Below are 19509 nucleotides of genomic sequence, written 5' to 3'. Positions count from 1 at the left end.
TCCCATGAGCAACTTCCAACTCGGTCTCATCATCGCGGGCGGCGTCGTGCTGGCGGTGATCGTCGCCTACAACGCCTGGTCCACCCATCGCAATGCGCCCAAGCGGGCGCGTCCGGACGAGGCCGATGCCTCGGCCGAGCCCACGCTGCGCCAGGAGCCGGCCTTCGACGCAGGAGGCGGGCCGCTCCCCGAGGGCAGCGCGATGCAGGAGCGGGGCGAGGCGGAGCCGTCGCTCGACGGCCATGCGGTGGACCTGGACGATGCGCTGCGGCTGCCCGTGCCGCCGGCCGAGCGCCGCGGTGGGCTGGACCCGCTCATCGATGCCATCGCGCCCCTGGTGGCCGAGCAGCAGGTCTCGGGCGACGCCGCCTTGGCCGCGCTGCCGCCCACGCGGCGCGCCGGGAGCAAGCCCTTCGCCATCGAGGGCTTCAACGACGCCAGCCAGCAATGGGAGACGCCCGTGCCGGGCCAGCGCTACACCCACTTCCAGGCCGGCGTGCAGCTGGCCAACCGCGTGGGAGCGCTCAATGAGATCGAGTTCTCCGAATTCGTCGTCAAGGCCCAGGGCTTTGCCGACGCCATCAACGCCGCTGCCGACTTTCCCGAGATGCTGCACGAAGTGGCCCGCGCCCGGGAGCTGGACCAGTTCGCCAGCGAACACGATGCGCAACTGAACTTCGTGCTGCGCGCCCGCCATGCCGCCTGGAGCCCCGGCTACGTCCAGCAGAACGCGGTGCGCCAGGGTTTCACGCCCGGTGCCATCCCTGGCCGCCTGGTGCTGCCGGCGGCCAGCGGCCCGGGCCTGCCGCCTGTGCTGACCCTGGCCTACGACACCCAGGCCGCGCTGTCGGACGATCCTGAGCAGTCGGCCATCCGCGACATCACGCTCAGCCTGGACGTGGCGCAGGTGTACCGTACCGAACAGCCCTTCCAGCAGCTGCGGGACGTGGCCGCGGCGCTGGGCCAGGCCATGGATGGCGTGCTCTGCGACCAGAACGGCACGCCGCTGCCGGCCATGACGATGGACCCGATCGCCGCCGATCTGGAACTGCTCTACGACAAGCTGGACAGCCGCGAACTGTCGGCGGGCTCCGCGCTGGCGCGGCGCGTGTTCAGCTGAGGAGCGCGGCATGGCATTGCGCGACTTTTTTATGCCGCCGCTGGTGGCGCACGACGGCGCCCTGTACCGGGCGGGCCAGCGCCGTCTGGCCGTGATCAAGTCCACCGTGCTGGCAGTGGCCGGCGTGGGCGTGATCGCCTTCGGGCAGCTCTACGGCATGGGAGTGGTCTATCTGGCCATCGCCGCCTGGCTGGGCTGGCGCGAATGGGCCGACAACCGCAGGTTTGGCCCACGGGGCAGGCCGGTGGTGCGCATCCACGATGGCAATGCCTTCTTCGCACTGCCTTCCCGGCTGATGCCGCAGCAGGTGGAGGTGAACCTGCGCGAGGTGAAGGCCTTGAATGTGCTGGGCGATGCCTTCCGCCGCCACTTCGTCTTCGAGCGGCGCCACGGGGAGCCCGTGCGCTTTCAGGTGAGCTACGGGCGCCACGACGAGCGCATCGTCGACTTTGTGCAGCGCCAGATGCCGGCGCGCGTCCCCGTCACCGTGAAAGAGCCGCCCACGGCGTTTGCCTCGATCCGGGGCGACGACTACTGATCCACTGCCGCAGCCCGGCCTGCTTGGCGGGCTGCCTGATGACATGATGAACGCCGCCGACGCTTGGGCCGGCGGCGCAAGGACCGCAGGCCATGGCCGATAACTTAGACCTTTTTTCGGCTCCAGCGCAGGATGGGCAAGCGCAGGCAGCTATCAAAATCGAAGAACTGCGCGCGCAGCTCAATGCCTGGGCGCACCAGTACTACGTGCTGGATGCGCCCACCGTGCCCGATGCGGAATACGACCGCGTGTTCCAGCAACTGCAGGCGTTGGAGGCCGCACACCCCGATCTCGTCACACCCGATTCGCCCACGCAGCGCGTGATCGGCGCCGTCATGGAAGGGCTGACGCCGGTGCGCCACCAGGTGCCCATGCTCAGCATCCGCACCGAGACGGACACCGAGGCGACCGGCGCCGAGACCTTCGATGCCCGCGTGCGCCGCGAACTGAAGCTCCCCGCCGATGCCCCGCCCGTCGAGTACGTGGCCGAGCCCAAGTTCGACGGCCTGGCCATGAGCCTGCGCTACGAGAACGGCCGCCTGGTGCAGGCCGCCACGCGCGGCGACGGCGAGGTGGGTGAGGACGTGACGCACAACATCCGCACCATCCGGCAGATCCCGCTCACGCTGCCCACCGGCAAGAAGCACGGCGTGCCGCCGGTGCTGGAGGTGCGCGGCGAGGTCTACATGCGCCGGGCGGACTTCGATGCGCTCAACGAGCGTCAGCGCGAGGCCGGCGGCAAGACCTTCGTGAACCCGCGCAATGCGGCGGCCGGAGCGGTGCGGCAGCTCGACTCGGGCATTGCCGCCCAGCGGCCCCTGAGCTTCTTCGCCTACGGGCTGGGCGACATCACGCCGGCGGCGGAGGGCGGCCCGGATTTCGCCACGCACTACGCCATGCTGCAGCAGCTGAAGGCATGGGGTTTTCCGGTTGCAGCCCAGGTACGGACTGTGCAGGGTGCTGCAGAATTGGTAGCATTCCACCAAGAGGTGGGCGCCTCCCGCGACCAGCTACCCTACGACATCGACGGCGTGGTCTACAAGGTCAACAGCCTGGCGCTGCAGCGGCAGCTGGGCTTCGTCACCCGCGAGCCGCGCTGGGCCGTGGCGCACAAGTACCCGGCGCAGGAGATGGTCACCCGCGTGGAGGGCATCGACGTGCAGGTGGGCCGCACCGGCAAGCTCACGCCCGTGGCGCGGCTGGCGCCCGTGTTCGTGGGCGGCGTCACCGTCACCAACGCCACGCTGCACAACCTGTTCGAGATCCGCAAGAAGGGCGTGCGCGTGGGCGATCAGGTCATCGTGCGCCGCGCGGGGGACGTGATTCCCGAGGTGGTGGGCGCCGTGCCTGCCGCCCTGGTTCCGGTAGCCAAGGAGTTGGCTGGCTCTGATGCGTTGGTCGATGAAGCCGCCGCTGCCGATGGAACGGTGCCAGACGCCACGCGCGCCGCGCCGCGTCAACCGTATGTGCCCAACTTCCGCATGCCACGCCAGTGCCCCATCTGCGGCAGCGCCGTGGTGCGCGAGCCGGGCGAGATGAACCACCGCTGCTCGGGCGGCCTGTTCTGCGCCGCGCAGCGCAAGGAGGCCATCCTGCACTTCGCCGCGCGCCGGGCGATGGACATCGAGGGCCTGGGCGACAAGCTGGTGGACCAGCTGGTGGAAGGCAACGTCATCCGCACGCTGCCCGACCTGTACCGGCTGGGCCTCACGTCACTGGCCGCACTCGACCGCATGGCGGAGAAGTCCGCGCAGAACGTGTTGGCCGCGCTGGACAAGTCCAAGCAGACGACGCTGCCGCGCTTTCTGTTCGGTCTGGGCATCCGGCACGTGGGCGAGGCCACGGCCAAGGACCTGGCTCGCCACTTCGGCAGCCTGGACGCCATCATGGGCGCGAGCGTGGAGCAGCTGCTGGAAGTGAACGACGTCGGCCCCATCGTGGCCGAGGCGATCCACACCTTCTTCGCCCAGCCGCACAACCGCGAGGTGGTCGAGCAGCTGCGCGCCTGCGGCGTGACCTGGGAAGAGGGCGCTCCGGCGGAGCGCGCCACGCTGCCGCTGGCCGGCCTCACCGTGGTCATCACCGGTACGCTGCCCACCCTGAGCCGCGACGAGGCCAAGGATCTGCTGGAGGCGGCCGGCGCCAAGGTGGCCGGCTCGGTCAGCAAGAAGACCCATTACGTGGTGGCAGGCGCCGAGGCCGGCAGCAAGCTCACCAAGGCGCAGGAGCTGGGCATCACGGTGCTCGATGAAGACGGCCTGCGTGCGCTACTGGCCGATGGCCCCGCGAAGGAGGCCGGCTGATGGCGCTGGCGCGGCGTGCTCCCAAGCTGGGCCTGGCGCTGGGCAGCGGCTCCGCGCGGGGCTGGGCCCACATCGGCGTGCTGCAGGCGCTGCATGAGGCCGGCGCCAAGCCGGACATCGTCTGCGGCTCGTCCATCGGCGCGCTGGTGGGCGCGGCCTATGCGGCCGGAGAACTGGACCGCTTCTCGGACTGGGTGCAGACCCTGGGCATGCGCAGCGTGTTCGGCTTCATGGACTTCAATCTCTCGGGCGGCATGCTCAAGGGCGAGAAGCTCATCGCCTTCTGGCGCCGCAACTTCGCCGACTTCGACATCGAGGCCTCGCCCCTGCCGTTCGGCGCCGTGGCGACCGACCTGCATTCGGGTGCCGAGGTCTGGCTGCGGGAGGGCTCCATCGCCGACGCGGTGCGCGCCTCCATCGCGCTGCCCGGCCTGTTCACGCCCGTGGTGCGCACGGACGGGCGGCTGCTGGTGGACGGCGGCATCGTCAACCCCGTGCCCACCTCGCTGGCCCGCGCGATGGGCGCGGACATCGTCATCGGCGTGGACCTGAACGCCGACATCCTGCACCGCCACATGCGGCCGCTGGCCGTGGTGCCGCCCCTGGCCCAGCCCGTGTCGGAACCCGGCGCCGAGCCGGAGCCGGCACCGCCCGAACTGCCGGCCCCCGCCACGGGCAATGGCTGGCTGCAGCGGCTCACACCCTGGCGCTCCAGCCCCGCGCCGATGGATCCGCCCCCGCCCCGGATACCCTCCGTGCTGGACGTGGTGATGAACAGCGTGACCATCATGCAGGTGCGCATCACGCGCAGCCGCATGGCCGGCGACCCGCCGGAGATCGTGGTGGCGCCGCGTCTGTCGCACCTGGGCGTGCTGGACTTCCACCGGGCCAAGGACGCGATCGCCGAGGGCCGCCGCGCGGCCGAGGCGGCGTTGCCGCAGCTGCAGCGCTTCATGGCGGGTTGAGGCGGGCGCCCGCGTCCAGCGCCGGTCCTGAGCTGCAGGGGCAGGCCCTTGGCACTGCGGGTGAACCATGCGGGCCTCGGGTGCGTACGAAGGGCAGGCAGGGCGTTCGGTCCTGCGCCAACCCTGAACGCGGCCGAGGCCGTCGAACCCCGCATGAGCGAGACACCTTTCCCAACCCCCTGCGCGTTGCATCCTGACGGGCGCCAATCGGCGGCGCAGCCGGGGCGCTGCGCATGAGCACAGTGCTGTTCTGGTTCCGCCAAGACCTGCGCCTGCACGACCAGCCGGCCCTGCAGGCCGCGCTGGCCGGCGGCCCGACCTATCTGCTGCCCGTGGTCTGCCTGCCGCCCGCCGCAGAGGCGACTGCCTGGGGATTCGAGCGGGTGGGGCCCCACCGCCGGGCATTTTTGGCGGCCACGCTGCAGGACCTGTCGGCGAAGCTGGCCGCGCTGGGCCATCCACTGATCGTCTGCCGGGCCGCACCGGCCCAGGCCCTGCCGGCACTGGCCCGCGCGATTGGGGCGGACACCGTCGTGTGCGAGGAGGTCGCCACGCCGGACGAGGCGGCGCAGGTGGCCGCGCTCCAGGCTGCCGGCCTGCGGGTGCAGGCCGTCTGGCACAGCAGCCTGCTCGACCCGGTGGCGCTGCCCTGGCCGGTGGCCGGGCTGCCCGGCGTGTTCACCCCCTTTCGGCAAGCCGTGGAGCGCGCGGGCATCGCCCCGGCAGCACCATTGCCTGCACCTGCGCGGCTGCCTGCGCCGCCCCCGTTGCCGGCCGCGGTGCTGCAGGCCGTGGGAGCGGGGCGGGGCAGCGGCCGGGATGCAGAGGCGGATGTGGTGGGCGCTGCGTCCGTCAGCGCCGGGCAGGAGCCGCGCTCGTCCTTCCCCTACGCCACGCCTGCCTGCCGTGGCGGCGAGACCGCTGCCCTGGCGCATCTGGCGCAGTACCTGGCGCGCGGATTGCCCCACCATTACAAGACCACACGCGATGGGCTGACTGGGCGCGATTTCTCATCCAAGCTGTCGCCCTGGCTCGCCACGGGCGCGCTGTCGCCGCGGCGGGTCTGGGCTGACCTGAAAGCGTTCGAGCAGGAACACGGCGCCAGCGAGGGCTCGTATTGGCTGGGCTTCGAGCTGCTGTGGCGCGACTACTTCCGTCTGCTCCATCTGCAGCACGGCGTCATGCTGTACCGCGCCCGCGGCCTCAGCGGGGCACCTCTGGCGCCGCACGATGCGCAGGCCTTCGAGCGCTGGCGCCTGGGCTGCACGGGCGAGCCGCTGGTGGATGCCGCGATGCGCGAACTGGCCGGCACGGGCTACCTCAGTAACCGCCTGCGGCAGGTGGCGGCGGGCTATCTGGTGCATGACCTCCGGGGCGACTGGCGTGCCGGCGCGGCCTGGTTCGCTTCGCAGCTGGTGGACTACGACCCTTACAGCAACCAGGGCAACTGGCTCTACATCGCCGGGCGCGGCACGGACCCGCGCGGTGGCCGGCGCTTCGACCCCGTGTGGCAGGCCCAGCGGCACGATCCCGACGGCAGCTACCGCCGGATGTGGGCGGCCGCATGAACCGGCCGCCCAAGCCCCGCCGTGCCCACACGCTGCGCCTGCTGCTGGGTGACCAGCTCAACCCCGTCCATTCCTGGTTCGACACGCAGGACGGAGGTACCGTCTACGTGCTGATGGAGGTGCGGCAGGAGACCGATTACGTGCTGCACCATGCGCAGAAGATCCTGGCGATCTTCGCCGCCATGCGCGACCTGGCGCGGCAGCTCAAGGCGGCCGGGCACCGGGTGCGCTACATCGCCATCGACGATGCGAGCAACCGGCAATCCATCCCCGCCAATCTGGCTGCGCTGATGGCGCGCTACGGTGCGCAGACCCTGCAGTACCAGCACCCGGACGAATGGCGCCTGGACGAGCAGCTGCGCACCTGGGCCGCCCACCAGCCCTTCGACGTGCAGGCCGTGGACAGCGAACATTTCTACACTATCCGCACCGAGGTGGCCGACGCGTTCCAGGGCCGCAAGCAGTGGCTGATGGAGCACTTCTACCGCGGCATGCGCCAGCGCCACCGGGTGCTGATCGATGCGGCGGGCGATCCGGAAGGCGGGCAGTGGAACTACGACCACGACAACCGCAAGCCCTGGCCCGGCACGCCGGATCTGCCGCCGGATGCCCGGCCCAGCCACGATCACAGCGCCCTGTGGGCCACGATCGAGGCCGCCGGCGTCCAGAGCTTCGGCAACCCGCAGGCCGCGCAACTGCGCTGGCCTTTGAACCGCGCCGAAGCGCTGGCCTGGCTCAGCCATTTCATCGCCACCACGCTGCCGCACTTCGGCGCGTCCGAGGACGCGATGAGCACCCGCAGCGAGCGGCTCTTCCACTCGCTGCTGTCGTTCGCGCTCAACACCAAGATGCTGCGCCCGCACGAGCTGGTGCAGCATGCCCAGGCGGCCTACCACGCAGGCCGGGCCCCGCTGGCAGCGGTGGAGGGCTTCATCCGCCAGATCCTGGGCTGGCGCGAATACGTGCGCGGCATCTACTGGGCGTACATGCCCGGCTACGAAGAGCGCAATGCCCTGGGCCACACGGCGCCCCTGCCGCCATGGTTCTGGTCGGGCGACACCCGCATGCACTGCATGCAGCATGCCGTGGGGCAGTCGCTGGAGCATGCCCACGCCCACCACATCCAGCGGCTGATGGTCATCGGCAACTTCGCGCTGCTGGCCGGGCTCGATCCCGCGGCCGTGCACCGCTGGTACCTGGGCGTCTACATCGACGCCTTCGAATGGGTGGAGGTGCCCAACACCGTGGGCATGAGCCAGTTCGCCGACGGGGGCCTGCTGGCCACCAAGCCCTATGTGAGCAGCGCGGCCTACATCGACCGCATGAGCGACTACTGCAGCGGCTGCCACTATGACAAGAAGGGCAAGGTGGGGGAGCGCGCCTGCCCCTACAACGCCCTGTACTGGGATTTCTTCGCCCGGCATGAGGGCACCCTCGGCGGCAACACGCGGCTGGGCATGGTCTACCGCCAGTTGCACAAGATGCCGGACGCGCAACGCGATGCCCTGCGCGCGCAGGCTGCAGTCGTGCGCTCCCGGCTCGACCAGCTGTGAGGCAGGACATGGACGCACCGGGCTTGCCATCCCTTCCACACGGCTACCGCGCCCTGGTCATCGGCGCTTCGGGCGCCATCGGGGGCGCGCTGCTGGCCCATCTGCAGGCCGACCCGCGCTGCGGGCGGGCGCTGGGCCTGGGCCGCAGCACCGATCCGGCGGTGGACCTGGACGATGAAGCGTCCATCGCCCGCGCGGCGCAGCAGCTGGCGGGGCAGGGGCCCTGGCACTGCATCGTCCACGCCGCCGGTGTGCTGCATGGGCCGTTCGGCAGGCCGGAGAAGCGCCTGAACCAACTGCACTACGCGCAGTTGGAGGACACCTTCCGCACCAATACCTTCGGTCCGGCCCTGGTACTGGCGCATTTCGCGCCGCTGTTGCCGCGCAAGGAGCGTGCGCTGCTGGCCGTGCTCTCGGCCAAGGTCGGCAGCATCGGCGACAACCGGCTGGGCGGCTGGTACAGCTATCGGGCGTCGAAGGCGGCGCTGAACATGCTGCTCAAGACGGCGGCCATCGAAGTGGCCCGCACGCACCCGCAGACGGTGCTGGTGGCGCTGCACCCGGGCACGGTGGACTCGGCGCTGTCCAGGCCCTTCGGCGGCGCGGACATCGGCCGTCCGCCGGCGGAGGCAGCGGCGGACCTGCTGCGCGTGCTGGACGGCCTGCCGGCCGAGGCATCGGGCAGCTTCCATTCCTACCGGGGCGACCGGCTCCCCTGGTAACGGCCGGCAAGCCAGCGCGCTGTCCGGCTCCGGGCGAGATTGGCGGTATAACTGCGCACCCCGTAGGTAACAGCGCCGCCGCCGCCGCCGCCGCCGCGCGGTGCCGCAGGTTGATCGTGGCGGCGCGCTGCGGCGAGGCCCACCTTGGGGTCGGTCGCCGATCACTCCTGAATTGATAGCTGCATGCGCTTTATGTAAAAGCGCTTGCGGCACTTTTTGCTTGTATTTTCATGCCCTTGAATGATGTCTTGCGGGCCCGTGGGGTTGCGCTGCGGTCCACGCTGGCGCGCCTGCTGCGCCGCCCGGAGCGCCTGTGGTCCCTGCACAGCCTGCTGTGGCTGATGGCCGGGCTGGCCCTGGCCCTGCTGCTGTACATCCTGGCGCTGGTGCCGTTCACGCCGGGCATCAGCGACATCCGCAAGGCCAAGATGGAGCAGCCTGCGCAGCTGGTGTCGGCCGACGGGCGGCTGCTGGCGGAGTACCGCTGGGTCAACCGCGAGTGGGTGCCGCTCGACGAGATCGCCAAGCCCGTGGTGGATGCGCTCATCGCCACCGAGGACCACCGCTTCTACGAGCACTGGGGCATGGACTGGCGGCGCACCCTGTCGGCCGTGGTGCGCACGCTGGGAGGCGACAAGCAGGGCGGCTCGACCATCACGCAGCAGCTGGCGCGCAACCTCTACCCCGAAGAGATCGGCCGCGCGCCCACGCTCACGCGCAAGCTCAAGGAGGCCATCACCGCGCTGAAGATCGAGGCGCTGTACTCCAAGGACGAGATCCTGGAGACCTACCTGAACACCGTGCCGTTTCTCTACAACGCCTACGGCATCGAGATGGCCGCGCGCACGTACTTCGACAAGTCGGCCGACAAGCTCACCGTGCTGGAGAGCGCCACGCTGATCGGCATGCTCAAGGGCACGGCCTACTACAACCCGGTGCTGAACCCCGAGCGGGCGCAGGCGCGCCGCAACACCGTGCTGTCGCAGATGAAGAAGCGCGGCAAGCTGGAAGCTGCCGAGTACGAGCAGCTCAGCAAGCGGCCGCTGCGCATCCGCTTCGAGCGCCAGGTGGAAACCGCCGGCCCCGCGCCGCACCTGGCGCAGCAGCTGCGCAAGCAGCTCATCGACTGGGCCGACCGCAACGGCTACAGCCTGTATGCCGATGGCCTGGTGATCCGTACCACCATCGACCACCGCCTGCAGACGCTCGCCAACCAGGCCGTGGCACGGCAGGGCAAGGCACTGCAGGGCGTGGCCGACACGGCCTGGGCCTCGCGCAACGCCTGGAGCGCCAAGAGCCCGCTGGTGCAGCAGATGGTGCGTGAATCCGCCCGCTACGAGGCCGCCGTGGCCAAGGGGGGCGCGCCGGACGAGGTCGCCAAGGAGCTGCTGGCCGACGCCGCCTTCCTGCGCGAGCTGCGCGAGCAGAAGACGCGCGTGCAGGCCGGCTTCCTGGCCATCGATCCGCGCACGGGCGAGGTGCGCGCCTGGGTGGGCAGCCGCGACTTCGCGCAGGACCCCTTCGACCATGTGCAGGCCGCGCGCCGCCAGCCGGGCTCCACCTTCAAGCCCTTCGTGTACGGCGCGGCGTTTGCCGCCGGCATGCAGCCCACCGACACCCTGATCGACCAGGCGGTCGAGATCCCGCTGGGCGGCAAACAGGTCTGGCGCCCCACGGACGTCAACACGCCGCCGAGCGATGAACCGATGACGCTGCGCGACGGGCTGGCGTATTCCAAGAACACCATCACCGCCCAGGTGATGATGCAGGTGGGCCCGGGGCGGGTGGCGCAGCTGGCGCGGGCCATGGGCGTGTGCGCGAGTCCAAGCTGGACGTGGTGCCCTCGCTGGCCCTGGGCACCAGCCCGGTCACGCTCAAGGAAATGGTGGCCTCCTACGGAACCATCGCTGGTGCCGGCAACTACCGGGCGCCCATCGTCATCACCCGCATCGAGGACAAGAACGGCAAGGTGCTGGAAGACTTCGCCCCGGCCGCGCCGGAGCGCGTGATGGACGTGGGACCGGCGCAGACGCTGCGCGACGCCATGCGCGGCGTGATCGACAAAGGCACGGGCGTGGCCATCCGCAGCCGCTACGGCATCAACGCGGATGTGGCGGGCAAGACCGGCACCACGCAGGACAACACCGACGGCTGGTTCATCCTCATGCATCCCCAGCTGGTGGCGGGCGCGTGGGCGGGCTTCAACGACGGGCGCATCACCCTGCGCAGCGACTACTGGGGCCAGGGTGCGCACAGCGCCTTACCCATGGTGGGCGAATTCTTCCAGCAGGCCCTGCGCGCCAAGGCCATCGACGCCCGCGAGCGCTTCGTGGACGAGGAAGAGCGCAGCTGGGTCGGCAGCGCCGTGAGCGGCGTGCGCAATTGGGTCTACGACCTGTTCGGCCGCCGTACTGGCGAGACCGCCGATGCCGATGCCGGCGCGAGCGCGGGCAGCCGCGCACCGGTGGCCACGCCCGCCGCGTCGGCCCCGGCCAGCGCGGAACGGCCCGAAATCACCGAGGCCCCCCTGGTGCCGCTGGAGAACGTCACGCCGCGCGTGCAGCCGCTGCCGCCCGTCACCTACGACGAACTTCCGGACACACCGCCCGCAACGCAGCCACCGGCCCCGCTGCCCGCACCGGCGCAGCCATCGCCGGCGCCTGCGCCAGCGCAGCCGGTGCCCGGGGTGGTGGTGCCGTCCCCGCTGGGTGGGGCAGCTCCCCCGCCCGCCCAGCAGGGTGATGGCGGCGTGACCACCGCACCCGTGCAGCGCGGCGTGGTCGTGCCGCGGGGCAGCAACGGTACGGCCGGGCAGGGCACGGGCACGCCGTTCTTCGTCGAAACGCCGCCCTAAGAACGTTTTTACGATCTCGCAGGGGTCGCGTTGAAGCGCAATCGGAATGAGTGGACCCTTCGGATGCGCCGCATGGGCTCTTGCCCATGCAAGCAGCCGGGGCGCACCATCGCCCGATTTCGCTCCAACCCTTCGGACAGTGGCGTTTGCGGGCGGTCTGCGGCGTTGCGGCGCTTGTGGATAGCCGAGCTATCCACTACGCACCGCGCCTTGCATCCCCTCCCGCAAACGCCGCTGCGCGGCCCCTGGGAGATCGTAAACACGTTCTAAGCCCGCAGGTTCCATCCACCTGACCGAGGCCTTTGCGAGGTGCGCCATGCGCTGCGGTCAGCGTGCTGCCGCGCCACCGCCACGGCGCGCCACCCGGGAAAACGCGTGTGCGAATGCCGCCAAGGGCCGTGCACGGGGGCATGTCCCTTGCTATGTTCCGTGGGCGCACGCGCGGACGCCCCGGGCGATGCCGTGCGGCGCTGTCACAGCCATTTCCTGAAGGACTCCCCGCCATGCTGCGCAAAACCACCCTGTCGCTCGTCACCGCCGCCGTTCTGGGCGCCTCCGCCCTCGTATCCCCCGCCCACGCCGGTCCGCGGCTCGACAGGATCATGGACACCAAGGTGCTGCGCGTCGGCACGCCCGGCGACTACCGGCCCTTCGCCATCAAGACCGATGCCGGCTATTCCGGCCACGACATCGACGTGATCGAGGCCATGGCCAAGGAACTGGGCGTGAAGGTCGAGTACGTGCCCACCACCTGGCCGAATCTGATGAAGGACATCCAGGCCGACCGGTTCGATGTGGCCGTGGGCGGCATCACGCGCAACGTGGCGCGCATCCGCCAGATCGAGATGCTCCCGGGCTACGCGCCCTTCGGCAAGGTGGCGCTGGTGCGTGCGGCGGACAAGGACAAGTTCCGCGCCCTGGCCGACCTGAACCAGTCCGGCGTGCGCGTCATCAAGAACCCCGGCGGCACCAACGAAACCTTCGTGCTGGAAAACCTCAAGGCCGCCCAGGTGAGCACGCACGAGAAGAACGCCGAGATCCCGGCCCTCATCGCCGAGGGCAAGGGCGACGCGATGATCACCGAGACCTACGAGGCGCTGCACTACGCCAAGGCCGACCCGCGCCTGTATGCCGCCTTCATCGCCCAGCCGCTCACCCCGCCCAACACCCTGGGCTTCATGCTGCCCAAGGACGACGCCGACTACTCGCGCGTGATGGAGTTCGTCTGGAGCCTGGTGGACAGCCGCGGCGGCGTGAAGCAGGCCGCGGACAAGTGGCTGAAGTAAGCCAGCGGGCACGCCGCCAGCCGGGTACGGGCTAAACCGCGGCAGCCCAGGCGGCCGTCCGCGCCGCCAGTTGTGCGGCGGAGGGGCGCGCCGCCGCGTCGGCCTGCTGGCAGGCCTGTACCAAGGCCGTCGCTTCGGCATTCGGCACGGGGCCGTCGGCGCGGGCGCACAGCTCTTCCAGCAGCACCCCATAGGCCCGCGCATCCATGCGGCGCAGCGCGTCGCCCAGGGCGCCGGGCGGCGCGAAGGCGGCAGCACCGAAGTCGCCCAGCAGGCCGCTGGCAGCGCCGGGCGCTGCGTCCGGCCGCCACAGCAGGTTGTGGGCGTACAGGTCGCCATGCACCAGGCCGCGTCCGTGCAGGTGGGCGAGCGCGGAGGCCGCGTCCGCTGCGATGCGCAGGGCCACTCCGGCGGCGAGCCGCAGCCCGTCCGGATAGACGTCGCGCGTACAGGTCTCGAAGCTGGGCGGGCCGGCCAGCGTGCGGTAGTCCGCCGCGATGCGCTCCATCACCAGGCCCTGGGTGCCGTCCGGGTGGCCGTCCAGCCGGCCCAGCACGGGAATCAGCCGCGGATGCGGTCCGGTCGCCAGGCTGGCCGCCATCTCGGTCAGCGGCCAGCCGTCGCTGGTCACCTGGCCTTTGAACAGCTTGACGGCCACGTCCCGCGCCGCCGGCCCGGGGTCGAGCACGCCGGCATGGATGCGGCCGGACGCGCCTTCACCCAACAGCGCGCCGCACGCCAGCCGCTCCCAGGCAATGCTGCCCGTGGCCTGCGCCGTGCGGGCCTGGGCCTCCACCGCCTCGTTGAACGCATTGCCGCCGATGGCCAGCCACGCCAGCCGCGGCAGATCGGCCAGCCAGCCGGGCAGGGCCTCCAGCCGGTTGGCGGCGATGCGCAGCAGTTCCAGGGACTGGCATTGCTGCAGCGTGCCCGGCAGGGACTGCAGCCGGTTGCCGGCCAGCATGAGCTTTTGCAGCCGCGGGCGCTCGCCCAGCGCGGCGGGCAGTTCGGCGACGGCGTTGTCCGTCAGGATGAGCCAGCGCAGGCGTGGCGGCAACGCCTCGGCCGGCACCTGCGTGATGCGGTTGGCCTTGAAGCCCACCATCTCCAGCTGCGGGCAGGCTCCGAGGGCAGCGGGCAGCTCGGTGAAGCGGTTGTCCGAAGCGAAGAACACCTTCAGCCGGTGCAGGCGGTGCAGATCGGGGGGCAGGGCACTCAGGCGGTTGCCGGACAGGTCGAGCACCTCCAGCGTGTCGGCCAGGTCGAAGACCTCGCGCGGGAAGACCTCCAGGTCGGCGCGGAGGCGCAGCACGCGCGCGCCCGCCAGGGTGCCGGCGCGCAGCTGTTGCAGGGTGTCGGTCATGCAGATCGGTGGAAGGCGGAGCGGGTGCGGTGCCTCGTGCGGGCACGCGCGCTGGCAGGGCAGCTCAGACGATGTCGACGCAGTGCGTGCCGAACGCACCGGCGCGGCGGTCCGCGAAGAACTTCTCCAGCGTGACCTTGACGGTGCGGAAAGCGATCTCGTCCCAGGGAATCTCGTCTTCGGCGAAGAGCCGCGCCTCGATGGTCTCGAAGCCGGGGTCGAACCGGTCGCTCAGCAGCGTGGCCAGGTAGAAGAGGTGCACCTGCCCGACATGGGGCACGTTGACGACGGAGAACAGCGGCCCCATCTGGATCTGCGCGCCGGCTTCTTCGTCGGTCTCGCGGGCGGCGCCCTGGGCCGTGGTTTCGTTCAGTTCCATGAAGCCGGCCGGCAGCGTCCACTTGCCCTTGCGTGGCTCGATGTTGCGCAGGCACAGCAGCACGCGGTCGCCGAGCACGGGGATCGTGCCGACGACGTTCAGCGGGTTCTCGTAATGCACGGTGTGGCAGACCGTGCAGATGGCGCGCGGCTTGGTGTCCCCGTCGTCGGGCAGGCGGTAGGCCACGGGCGCACCGCATTCGCGGCAGTGCTTGATGGGGCTGCGGAAGGTCATGCGGTGGAGTATCCGTCAAATCGGCCTCTTGCGCCCGTGGATCGGGCGCAAGCTGCTATTGAAGATGTAGCAATGGGCCGGGCCCAGCGCGCGGGCAGCGAGCCTGGCCCGGCCGCGGTCAGACCAGGCTGACCCGCAGCGTGCCCAGGCCGTCCACGCCGCCTTCCAGCGTGTCGCCGCGCACCACCGCGGCCACGCCTTCGGGCGTGCCGGTGAAGATCAGGTCGCCGGGCTGCAGCTCCCACGCGGCGGACAGGTGCTCGATGGTCTCGGCGATGTTCCAGATGAGTTGCGCCACGGTGCTGCGCTGGCGGTCGGCGCCGTTGACCTGCAGCCAGATGCCGGCCTTTGCCACGTCGCCGGCCTGGGCTGCGGGCGTGATGGGGCCGATGGGAGCGCTGTGGTCGAAACCCTTGCCGATGGACCACGGGCGGCCCTGCTTCTTCATGTCGTTCTGCAGGTCGCGGCGGGTCATGTCCAGGCCCACGGCGTAGCCCCAGATGTGCTGCAGCGCATCGGCGGCCTTGATGTCTTTGCCGCCCTTGCCGATGGCCACGACGAGTTCGATCTCGTGGTGCAGGTTGGCGGTGAGGCTGGGGTAGGGCATCTGGCCGGTTTCGCCGGCGGCGACGGGCAGGACGGCGTCGGCGGGCTTCATGAAGAAGAACGGCGGCTCACGGCCGGTGAAGCCCATTTCCTTGGCGTGCTCTTCGTAATTGCGGCCCACGCAGTAGATGCGGTGCACGGGGAAGCGGTCGGTGCTGCCCACGACGGGCACGCTGGCGACGGGGGCGGGAGGAATCACGAAGCTCATGTCTGCCTTTCTCTTGCTTTCATCTCGGTGTATGGGTACCCCTGTGCGCGCGTGCGGATTCGCATCGACACGTTCCAGGGACGGCGTACCGCAGTGTGCCACCAGCCTGCGCCGTTATGCTCGGCCCACCATGAAGCTGTTCAACTACTTTCGTTCGTCCGCCTCGTACCGGGTGCGCATCGCGCTGGAGATCAAGGGCCTGGCCTACGACTACATCCCGGTGCACCTGGTGCGTGCCGAGCACCGGCAGCCGGCCTTCGCGTGCAAGGCCGGCGATGCCCTGCTGCCCGCCCTGGACCTGGACGGTGGACCGACGCTGGTGCAGTCCATGGCCATCATCGAATACCTGGACGAGACCCATCCCCAGCCGCCACTGCTGCCCTCCGATGCCCTGGGCCGCGCCCATGTGCGCGCACTGGCGCAGATGGTCGCGTGTGAGATCCACCCCATCAACAACCTGCGCGTGCTCAAGCACCTCACGCAGACCCTGCAGCTGAGCGAAGACGCCAAGAACGCGTGGTACCAGCACTGGACGCGCAGCGGGCTGGAGGCTTTCGAGCGCCAGCTGCAGCTGCTGGCTGCCGAGCGGGCCGCGGCCGGCCTGGCGCCATCGCGCCTGTGCTGGGGCGACATGCCCACGCTGGCCGACTGCTGCCTGGTACCGCAGATCTTCAATGCCCAGCGCTTCAAGGTGCCGCTGGACGGCCTGCCGCTCACGATGGCGGCAGGGGCTGCGGCCGCTGCATTGCCGGCTTTCCAGCGCGCCCATCCGTCGGCCTGCCCCGATGCCGAGGCCTGACCCGGTGCCGGAATACGCTGCAGCGCCCGCCGACTGGCTGCGGCCCGACTGGCCCGCGCCGGCCCGTGTGCACGCGCTGTGCACCACGCGTGCGGGCGGTGTCAGCGCGCCCCCCTACGACGCGCTGAACCTGGGCGACCATGTGCACGACGATCCACAGGCCGTGGCCGCCAACCGTGCCGTGCTGGCGCGCGCTCTGGCGGCACCGGGCACGGCGCTGGCCCGGCCGGTCTTCCTGCGCCAGGTGCACGGCTGCGACGTCGTGCCGCTGCAATCCGACATGCCCGACGGCACGGCCGCCGATGCCTGTACCGCCACGGCTCCCGGCGTGGCCTGCACCATCATGGTGGCGGACTGCCTGCCGGTGCTGTTCACCGACCGGCAGGGGACGCGCGTGGCCGCGGCCCATGCCGGCTGGCGGGGCCTGGCCGGCACCGGCGGGCGCGGCGTGCTGGAGGCGGTTTTGGAGTCATTTGAGCCCCTGGCGCCCATGGATCAAGCGCAGCATGCTATCAATAATGAAGCGGTAGGCGCCGCGCATGCGGGCACCCTCGGCCTGATGGCCTGGCTGGGCCCCTGCATCGGCCCGAACGCTTTCGAGGTCGGCCCCGAGGTGCACGCCGCTTTCTGCGGGCACGACCCCGCGGCCGACGCCTTCTTCGCGCCGCAGGGCGCGGGCAAGTTCCTGGCCGATCTGGCCGGGCTGGCGCGCCACCGCCTGCGTGCCCTGGGCGTCACTGCCGTGTACGGCAACGACAGCAGTGCCGCATGGTGCACCGTCGGCCAGCCGTCACGGTTCTTTTCGCACCGGCGCGACACCGCCGCCCTGGGCGGCAGCGGCCGCTTCGCCGCCTGCATCTGGCTTGGGGACCGGGGCTGACGCCGGCGCGGCGGACTGCGCCGCCAGATGCGCCTGCCGCTCGGCCTCTTCCCGGGCGCGGCGCGCGCGCTTGCGCCCCGGCGTGCCGAGGATGTAGCCCACGATGCCCATGGGCAGCAGCCCGTAGAGCACGAAGGTGACGATGGCGCCCAGCACCGTACCGTTGGGCGCCGTGGCTTCGGCCACGGCCATCATCAGGGTCACATACAGCCAGGCGATGAGAACGAGGTACATGGGAGGGGTGCGGTGGCGCAAGGGCGGCAGGTGCGCGCCCACAGGGCGCCGTGCCCGGCGTGAAAAAAGGAAAGCGGCGTTGCCAGGGGCGCTGCGCGTCGGCAACAATGGGCCGCAGTGACGCCGCTTCAAGGAGACAGCATGGATTCTGACGCACGCTGGGCCGAGGGCGCCCGGCAATTCCAGCAGATTTTCGGAGACAGCTGGGCCAAGGCCCTGCAGTCGCTGCAGCCGGTGGACCTGGGCGCACTGTCCGCCGCCACGCAGCCGCACGCTCCCGTGCAGTTCGACGCCGAGCAGCTCGCCGCTTTGCAGAAGCAGTATGTGGAGGAGATGCGGGCCTTGTGGGCCGAAGGCCTGCAGAACCCGCCTGCGGTCAGCGACCGGCGGTTCTCGGGTGAGGGCTGGACGCAGAACCCGATGGCCGCCTTCTCCGCCGCCGCCTACCTGCTCAACGCCCGCACGCTGATGGGGCTGGCCGATGCGGCGCAGGGCGACGACAAGACCCGCGCCCGCATCCGCTTCGGCGTGGAGCAGTGGATCGCCGCCATGGCGCCCAGCAACTTCCTGGCCTTCAACGCCGAGGCGCAGAAGAAGGCCATCGAGACCCAGGGCGAGAGCATCGCGAAAGGCGTGGCCAACCTGCTGCACGACCTGCGGCAGGGCCATGTGTCCATGACGGACGAGAGCCTGTTCGAAGTGGGGCGCAACGTGGCCACGACCGAGGGCGCCGTGGTGTTCGAGAACGAGCTGTTCCAGCTCATCGAGTACAAGCCGCTGACGGCCAAGGTGTACGAGCGGCCCTTCCTGATGGTGCCGCCCTGCATCAACAAGTACTACATCCTCGACCTGCAGCCCGAGAACTCGCTAATCCGCCATGCCGTGAGCGAAGGACACCGCACCTTCGTGGTCAGCTGGCGCAATCCGGATGCGTCCCTGGCCCAGGCCACCTGGGACGACTACATCGACAAGGCCGTGCTCCAGGCCATCGACACGGTGCAGCAGATCTCAGGTGCCCCGCAGATCAACGCACTGGGCTTCTGCGTGGGCGGCACCATGCTGGCGACGGCACTGGCGGTGCTGGCCGCGCGCGGCGAGAAGCCGGTGGCCAGCGCCACTTTCCTCACCACGCTGATCGACTTTTCCGACACCGGCATCCTCGACGTCTTCATCGACGAGGCCTTCGTGCGGCTGCGCGAGATGCAGATGGGGCACGGTGGCCTGATGAAGGGGCAGGACCTGGCATCCACCTTCAGCTTCCTGCGGCCCAACGACCTGGTCTGGAACTACGTGGTGGGCAACTACCTCAAGGGCGAGACGCCGCCGCCGTTCGACCTGCTGTACTGGAACAGCGATGCCACCAACCTGCCCGGGCCGTACTACGCCTGGTACCTGCGCAACTTCTACCTGGAGAACAACCTCGTGCAGCCGGACCGGCTCACCGTGTGCGGCGAATCGCTGGACCTGGGCCGGGTCGATCTGCCGGTCTACATCTACGGCTCGCGCGAGGACCACATCGTGCCCATCCGGGCCGCCTATGCCTCCACGCAACTCCTGCCCGGCAAGAAGCGCTTCGTGTTGGGGGCGTCGGGCCACATCGCCGGCGTGATCAATCCGCCGGCCAAGAAGAAGCGCAGCCACTGGATCCGCAGCGACGGCAAGCTGCCCGCCACGCTGGAGCAGTGGCAGGCGGGCGCCACCGAACACGCAGGCAGTTGGTGGACCGACTGGTCCGCCTGGCTGGCCAGCCACGCCGGCAAACAGGTCGCCGCGCCCAAGGGCTACGGCAAGGGCGCGAAGTACCAGGCCATCGAGGCGGCGCCCGGCCGCTACGTCCAGCAGAAGGCGTGAGCCACACCGGCAGAGGGCGAGTGCACGGCCTTTGTCGGTAAGCAAT

15 protein-coding genes and 1 pseudogene are annotated in these 19509 nt (G+C 70.4%); 12 read left to right on the top strand and 4 right to left on the bottom strand.

Going from position 1 to position 19509, the window contains the following annotated elements; translation table 11 throughout:
* Positions 1 to 4: 4 nt before the first annotated feature.
* From QE399_RS16880 to QE399_RS16840, 9 genes and pseudogenes are all read left to right on the top strand, one after another.
* Positions 5 to 1120 (top strand): cell division protein FtsZ, encoded by a 1116-nt coding sequence (locus tag QE399_RS16880; protein ID WP_309830506.1) that lies wholly within the window; start codon positions 5 to 7, stop codon positions 1118 to 1120.
* Positions 1121 to 1130: 10 nt separating this feature from the next.
* Positions 1131 to 1658 (top strand): hypothetical protein, encoded by a 528-nt coding sequence (locus tag QE399_RS16875; RefSeq protein WP_309830504.1) that lies wholly within the window; start codon positions 1131 to 1133, stop codon positions 1656 to 1658.
* Positions 1659 to 1750: 92 nt separating this feature from the next.
* Positions 1751 to 3961 (top strand): NAD-dependent DNA ligase LigA, encoded by a 2211-nt coding sequence (ligA, locus tag QE399_RS16870; RefSeq protein WP_309830502.1) that lies wholly within the window; start codon positions 1751 to 1753, stop codon positions 3959 to 3961.
* A complete protein-coding gene (locus tag QE399_RS16865; RefSeq protein ID WP_309830500.1) occupies positions 3961 to 4926 on the top strand; it encodes a patatin-like phospholipase family protein in 966 nt (321 codons plus the stop codon). Before ligA ends, QE399_RS16865 begins: the two co-directional genes overlap by 1 nt.
* Positions 4927 to 5159: 233 nt before the next feature.
* Positions 5160 to 6494, top strand: coding sequence for a DASH family cryptochrome (locus QE399_RS16860; protein WP_309830498.1), 1335 nt, complete (start codon positions 5160 to 5162; stop codon positions 6492 to 6494).
* The gene (locus tag QE399_RS16855) at positions 6491 to 8047 is read left to right on the top strand and encodes a cryptochrome/photolyase family protein (protein WP_309830495.1); all 1557 of its coding nucleotides are present in this window, start codon (positions 6491 to 6493) and stop codon (positions 8045 to 8047) included. The genes QE399_RS16860 and QE399_RS16855 overlap by 4 nt, the downstream gene beginning before the upstream one ends.
* 8 nt (positions 8048 to 8055) lie before the next feature.
* Positions 8056 to 8769, top strand: coding sequence for an SDR family NAD(P)-dependent oxidoreductase (locus QE399_RS16850; RefSeq protein ID WP_405043819.1), 714 nt, complete (start codon positions 8056 to 8058; stop codon positions 8767 to 8769).
* Between the two features lie 230 nt (positions 8770 to 8999).
* Positions 9000 to 11623: pseudogene (locus QE399_RS16845) on the top strand (penicillin-binding protein 1A).
* 503 nt (positions 11624 to 12126) lie between these two features.
* Positions 12127 to 12909, top strand: a complete 783-nt coding sequence (locus QE399_RS16840; protein ID WP_309830491.1) for a transporter substrate-binding domain-containing protein — start codon at positions 12127 to 12129, stop codon at positions 12907 to 12909.
* Between the two features lie 31 nt (positions 12910 to 12940).
* On the opposite strand, the gene QE399_RS16835 is transcribed toward QE399_RS16840, so the two are convergent.
* From QE399_RS16835 to QE399_RS16825, 3 genes are all read right to left on the bottom strand, one after another.
* Positions 12941 to 14272, bottom strand: a complete 1332-nt coding sequence (locus QE399_RS16835) for a leucine-rich repeat-containing protein kinase family protein (RefSeq protein ID WP_309830489.1) — start codon at positions 14270 to 14272, stop codon at positions 12941 to 12943.
* A 64-nt stretch (positions 14273 to 14336) separates the two neighbouring features.
* Positions 14337 to 14885: an NUDIX hydrolase gene (locus tag QE399_RS16830; RefSeq protein WP_309830487.1), complete on the bottom strand. Its 549-nt coding sequence runs from the start codon at positions 14883 to 14885 to the stop codon at positions 14337 to 14339.
* Positions 14886 to 15003: 118 nt separating this feature from the next.
* Positions 15004 to 15699 carry a fumarylacetoacetate hydrolase family protein gene (locus QE399_RS16825; RefSeq protein ID WP_309830485.1) on the bottom strand — a complete coding sequence of 232 codons (696 nt, stop codon included), beginning with the start codon at positions 15697 to 15699 and terminating at the stop codon, positions 15004 to 15006.
* A gap of 130 nt (positions 15700 to 15829) precedes the next feature.
* Between QE399_RS16825 and maiA the strand changes: the two genes are divergently transcribed.
* Together maiA and QE399_RS16815 are read left to right on the top strand one after the other, a co-directional pair.
* Positions 15830 to 16498, top strand: coding sequence for a maleylacetoacetate isomerase (gene maiA / locus QE399_RS16820; protein WP_309830483.1), 669 nt, complete (start codon positions 15830 to 15832; stop codon positions 16496 to 16498).
* Between the two features lie 4 nt (positions 16499 to 16502).
* Positions 16503 to 17378: a purine nucleoside phosphorylase YfiH/LACC1 family protein gene (locus tag QE399_RS16815; RefSeq protein WP_309830481.1), complete on the top strand. Its 876-nt coding sequence runs from the start codon at positions 16503 to 16505 to the stop codon at positions 17376 to 17378.
* On the opposite strand, the gene QE399_RS16810 is transcribed toward QE399_RS16815, so the two are convergent.
* On the bottom strand, positions 17289 to 17612 hold the full coding sequence (locus QE399_RS16810) for a hypothetical protein (protein ID WP_309830479.1): 324 nt from the start codon (positions 17610 to 17612) through the stop codon (positions 17289 to 17291). The genes QE399_RS16815 and QE399_RS16810 overlap by 90 nt on opposite strands.
* 141 nt (positions 17613 to 17753) lie before the next feature.
* Here QE399_RS16810 and QE399_RS16805 point away from each other — a divergent pair, with 141 nt between their 5' ends.
* Positions 17754 to 19463 (top strand): PHA/PHB synthase family protein, encoded by a 1710-nt coding sequence (locus QE399_RS16805; protein ID WP_309830477.1) that lies wholly within the window; start codon positions 17754 to 17756, stop codon positions 19461 to 19463.
* Positions 19464 to 19509 lie beyond the last annotated feature (46 nt).

This window comes from Paracidovorax wautersii, from assembly GCF_031453675.1.
Lineage (GTDB): Bacteria > Pseudomonadota > Gammaproteobacteria > Burkholderiales > Burkholderiaceae_C > Paracidovorax.
This window is presented reverse-complemented; position numbering and strand designations above follow the sequence as displayed.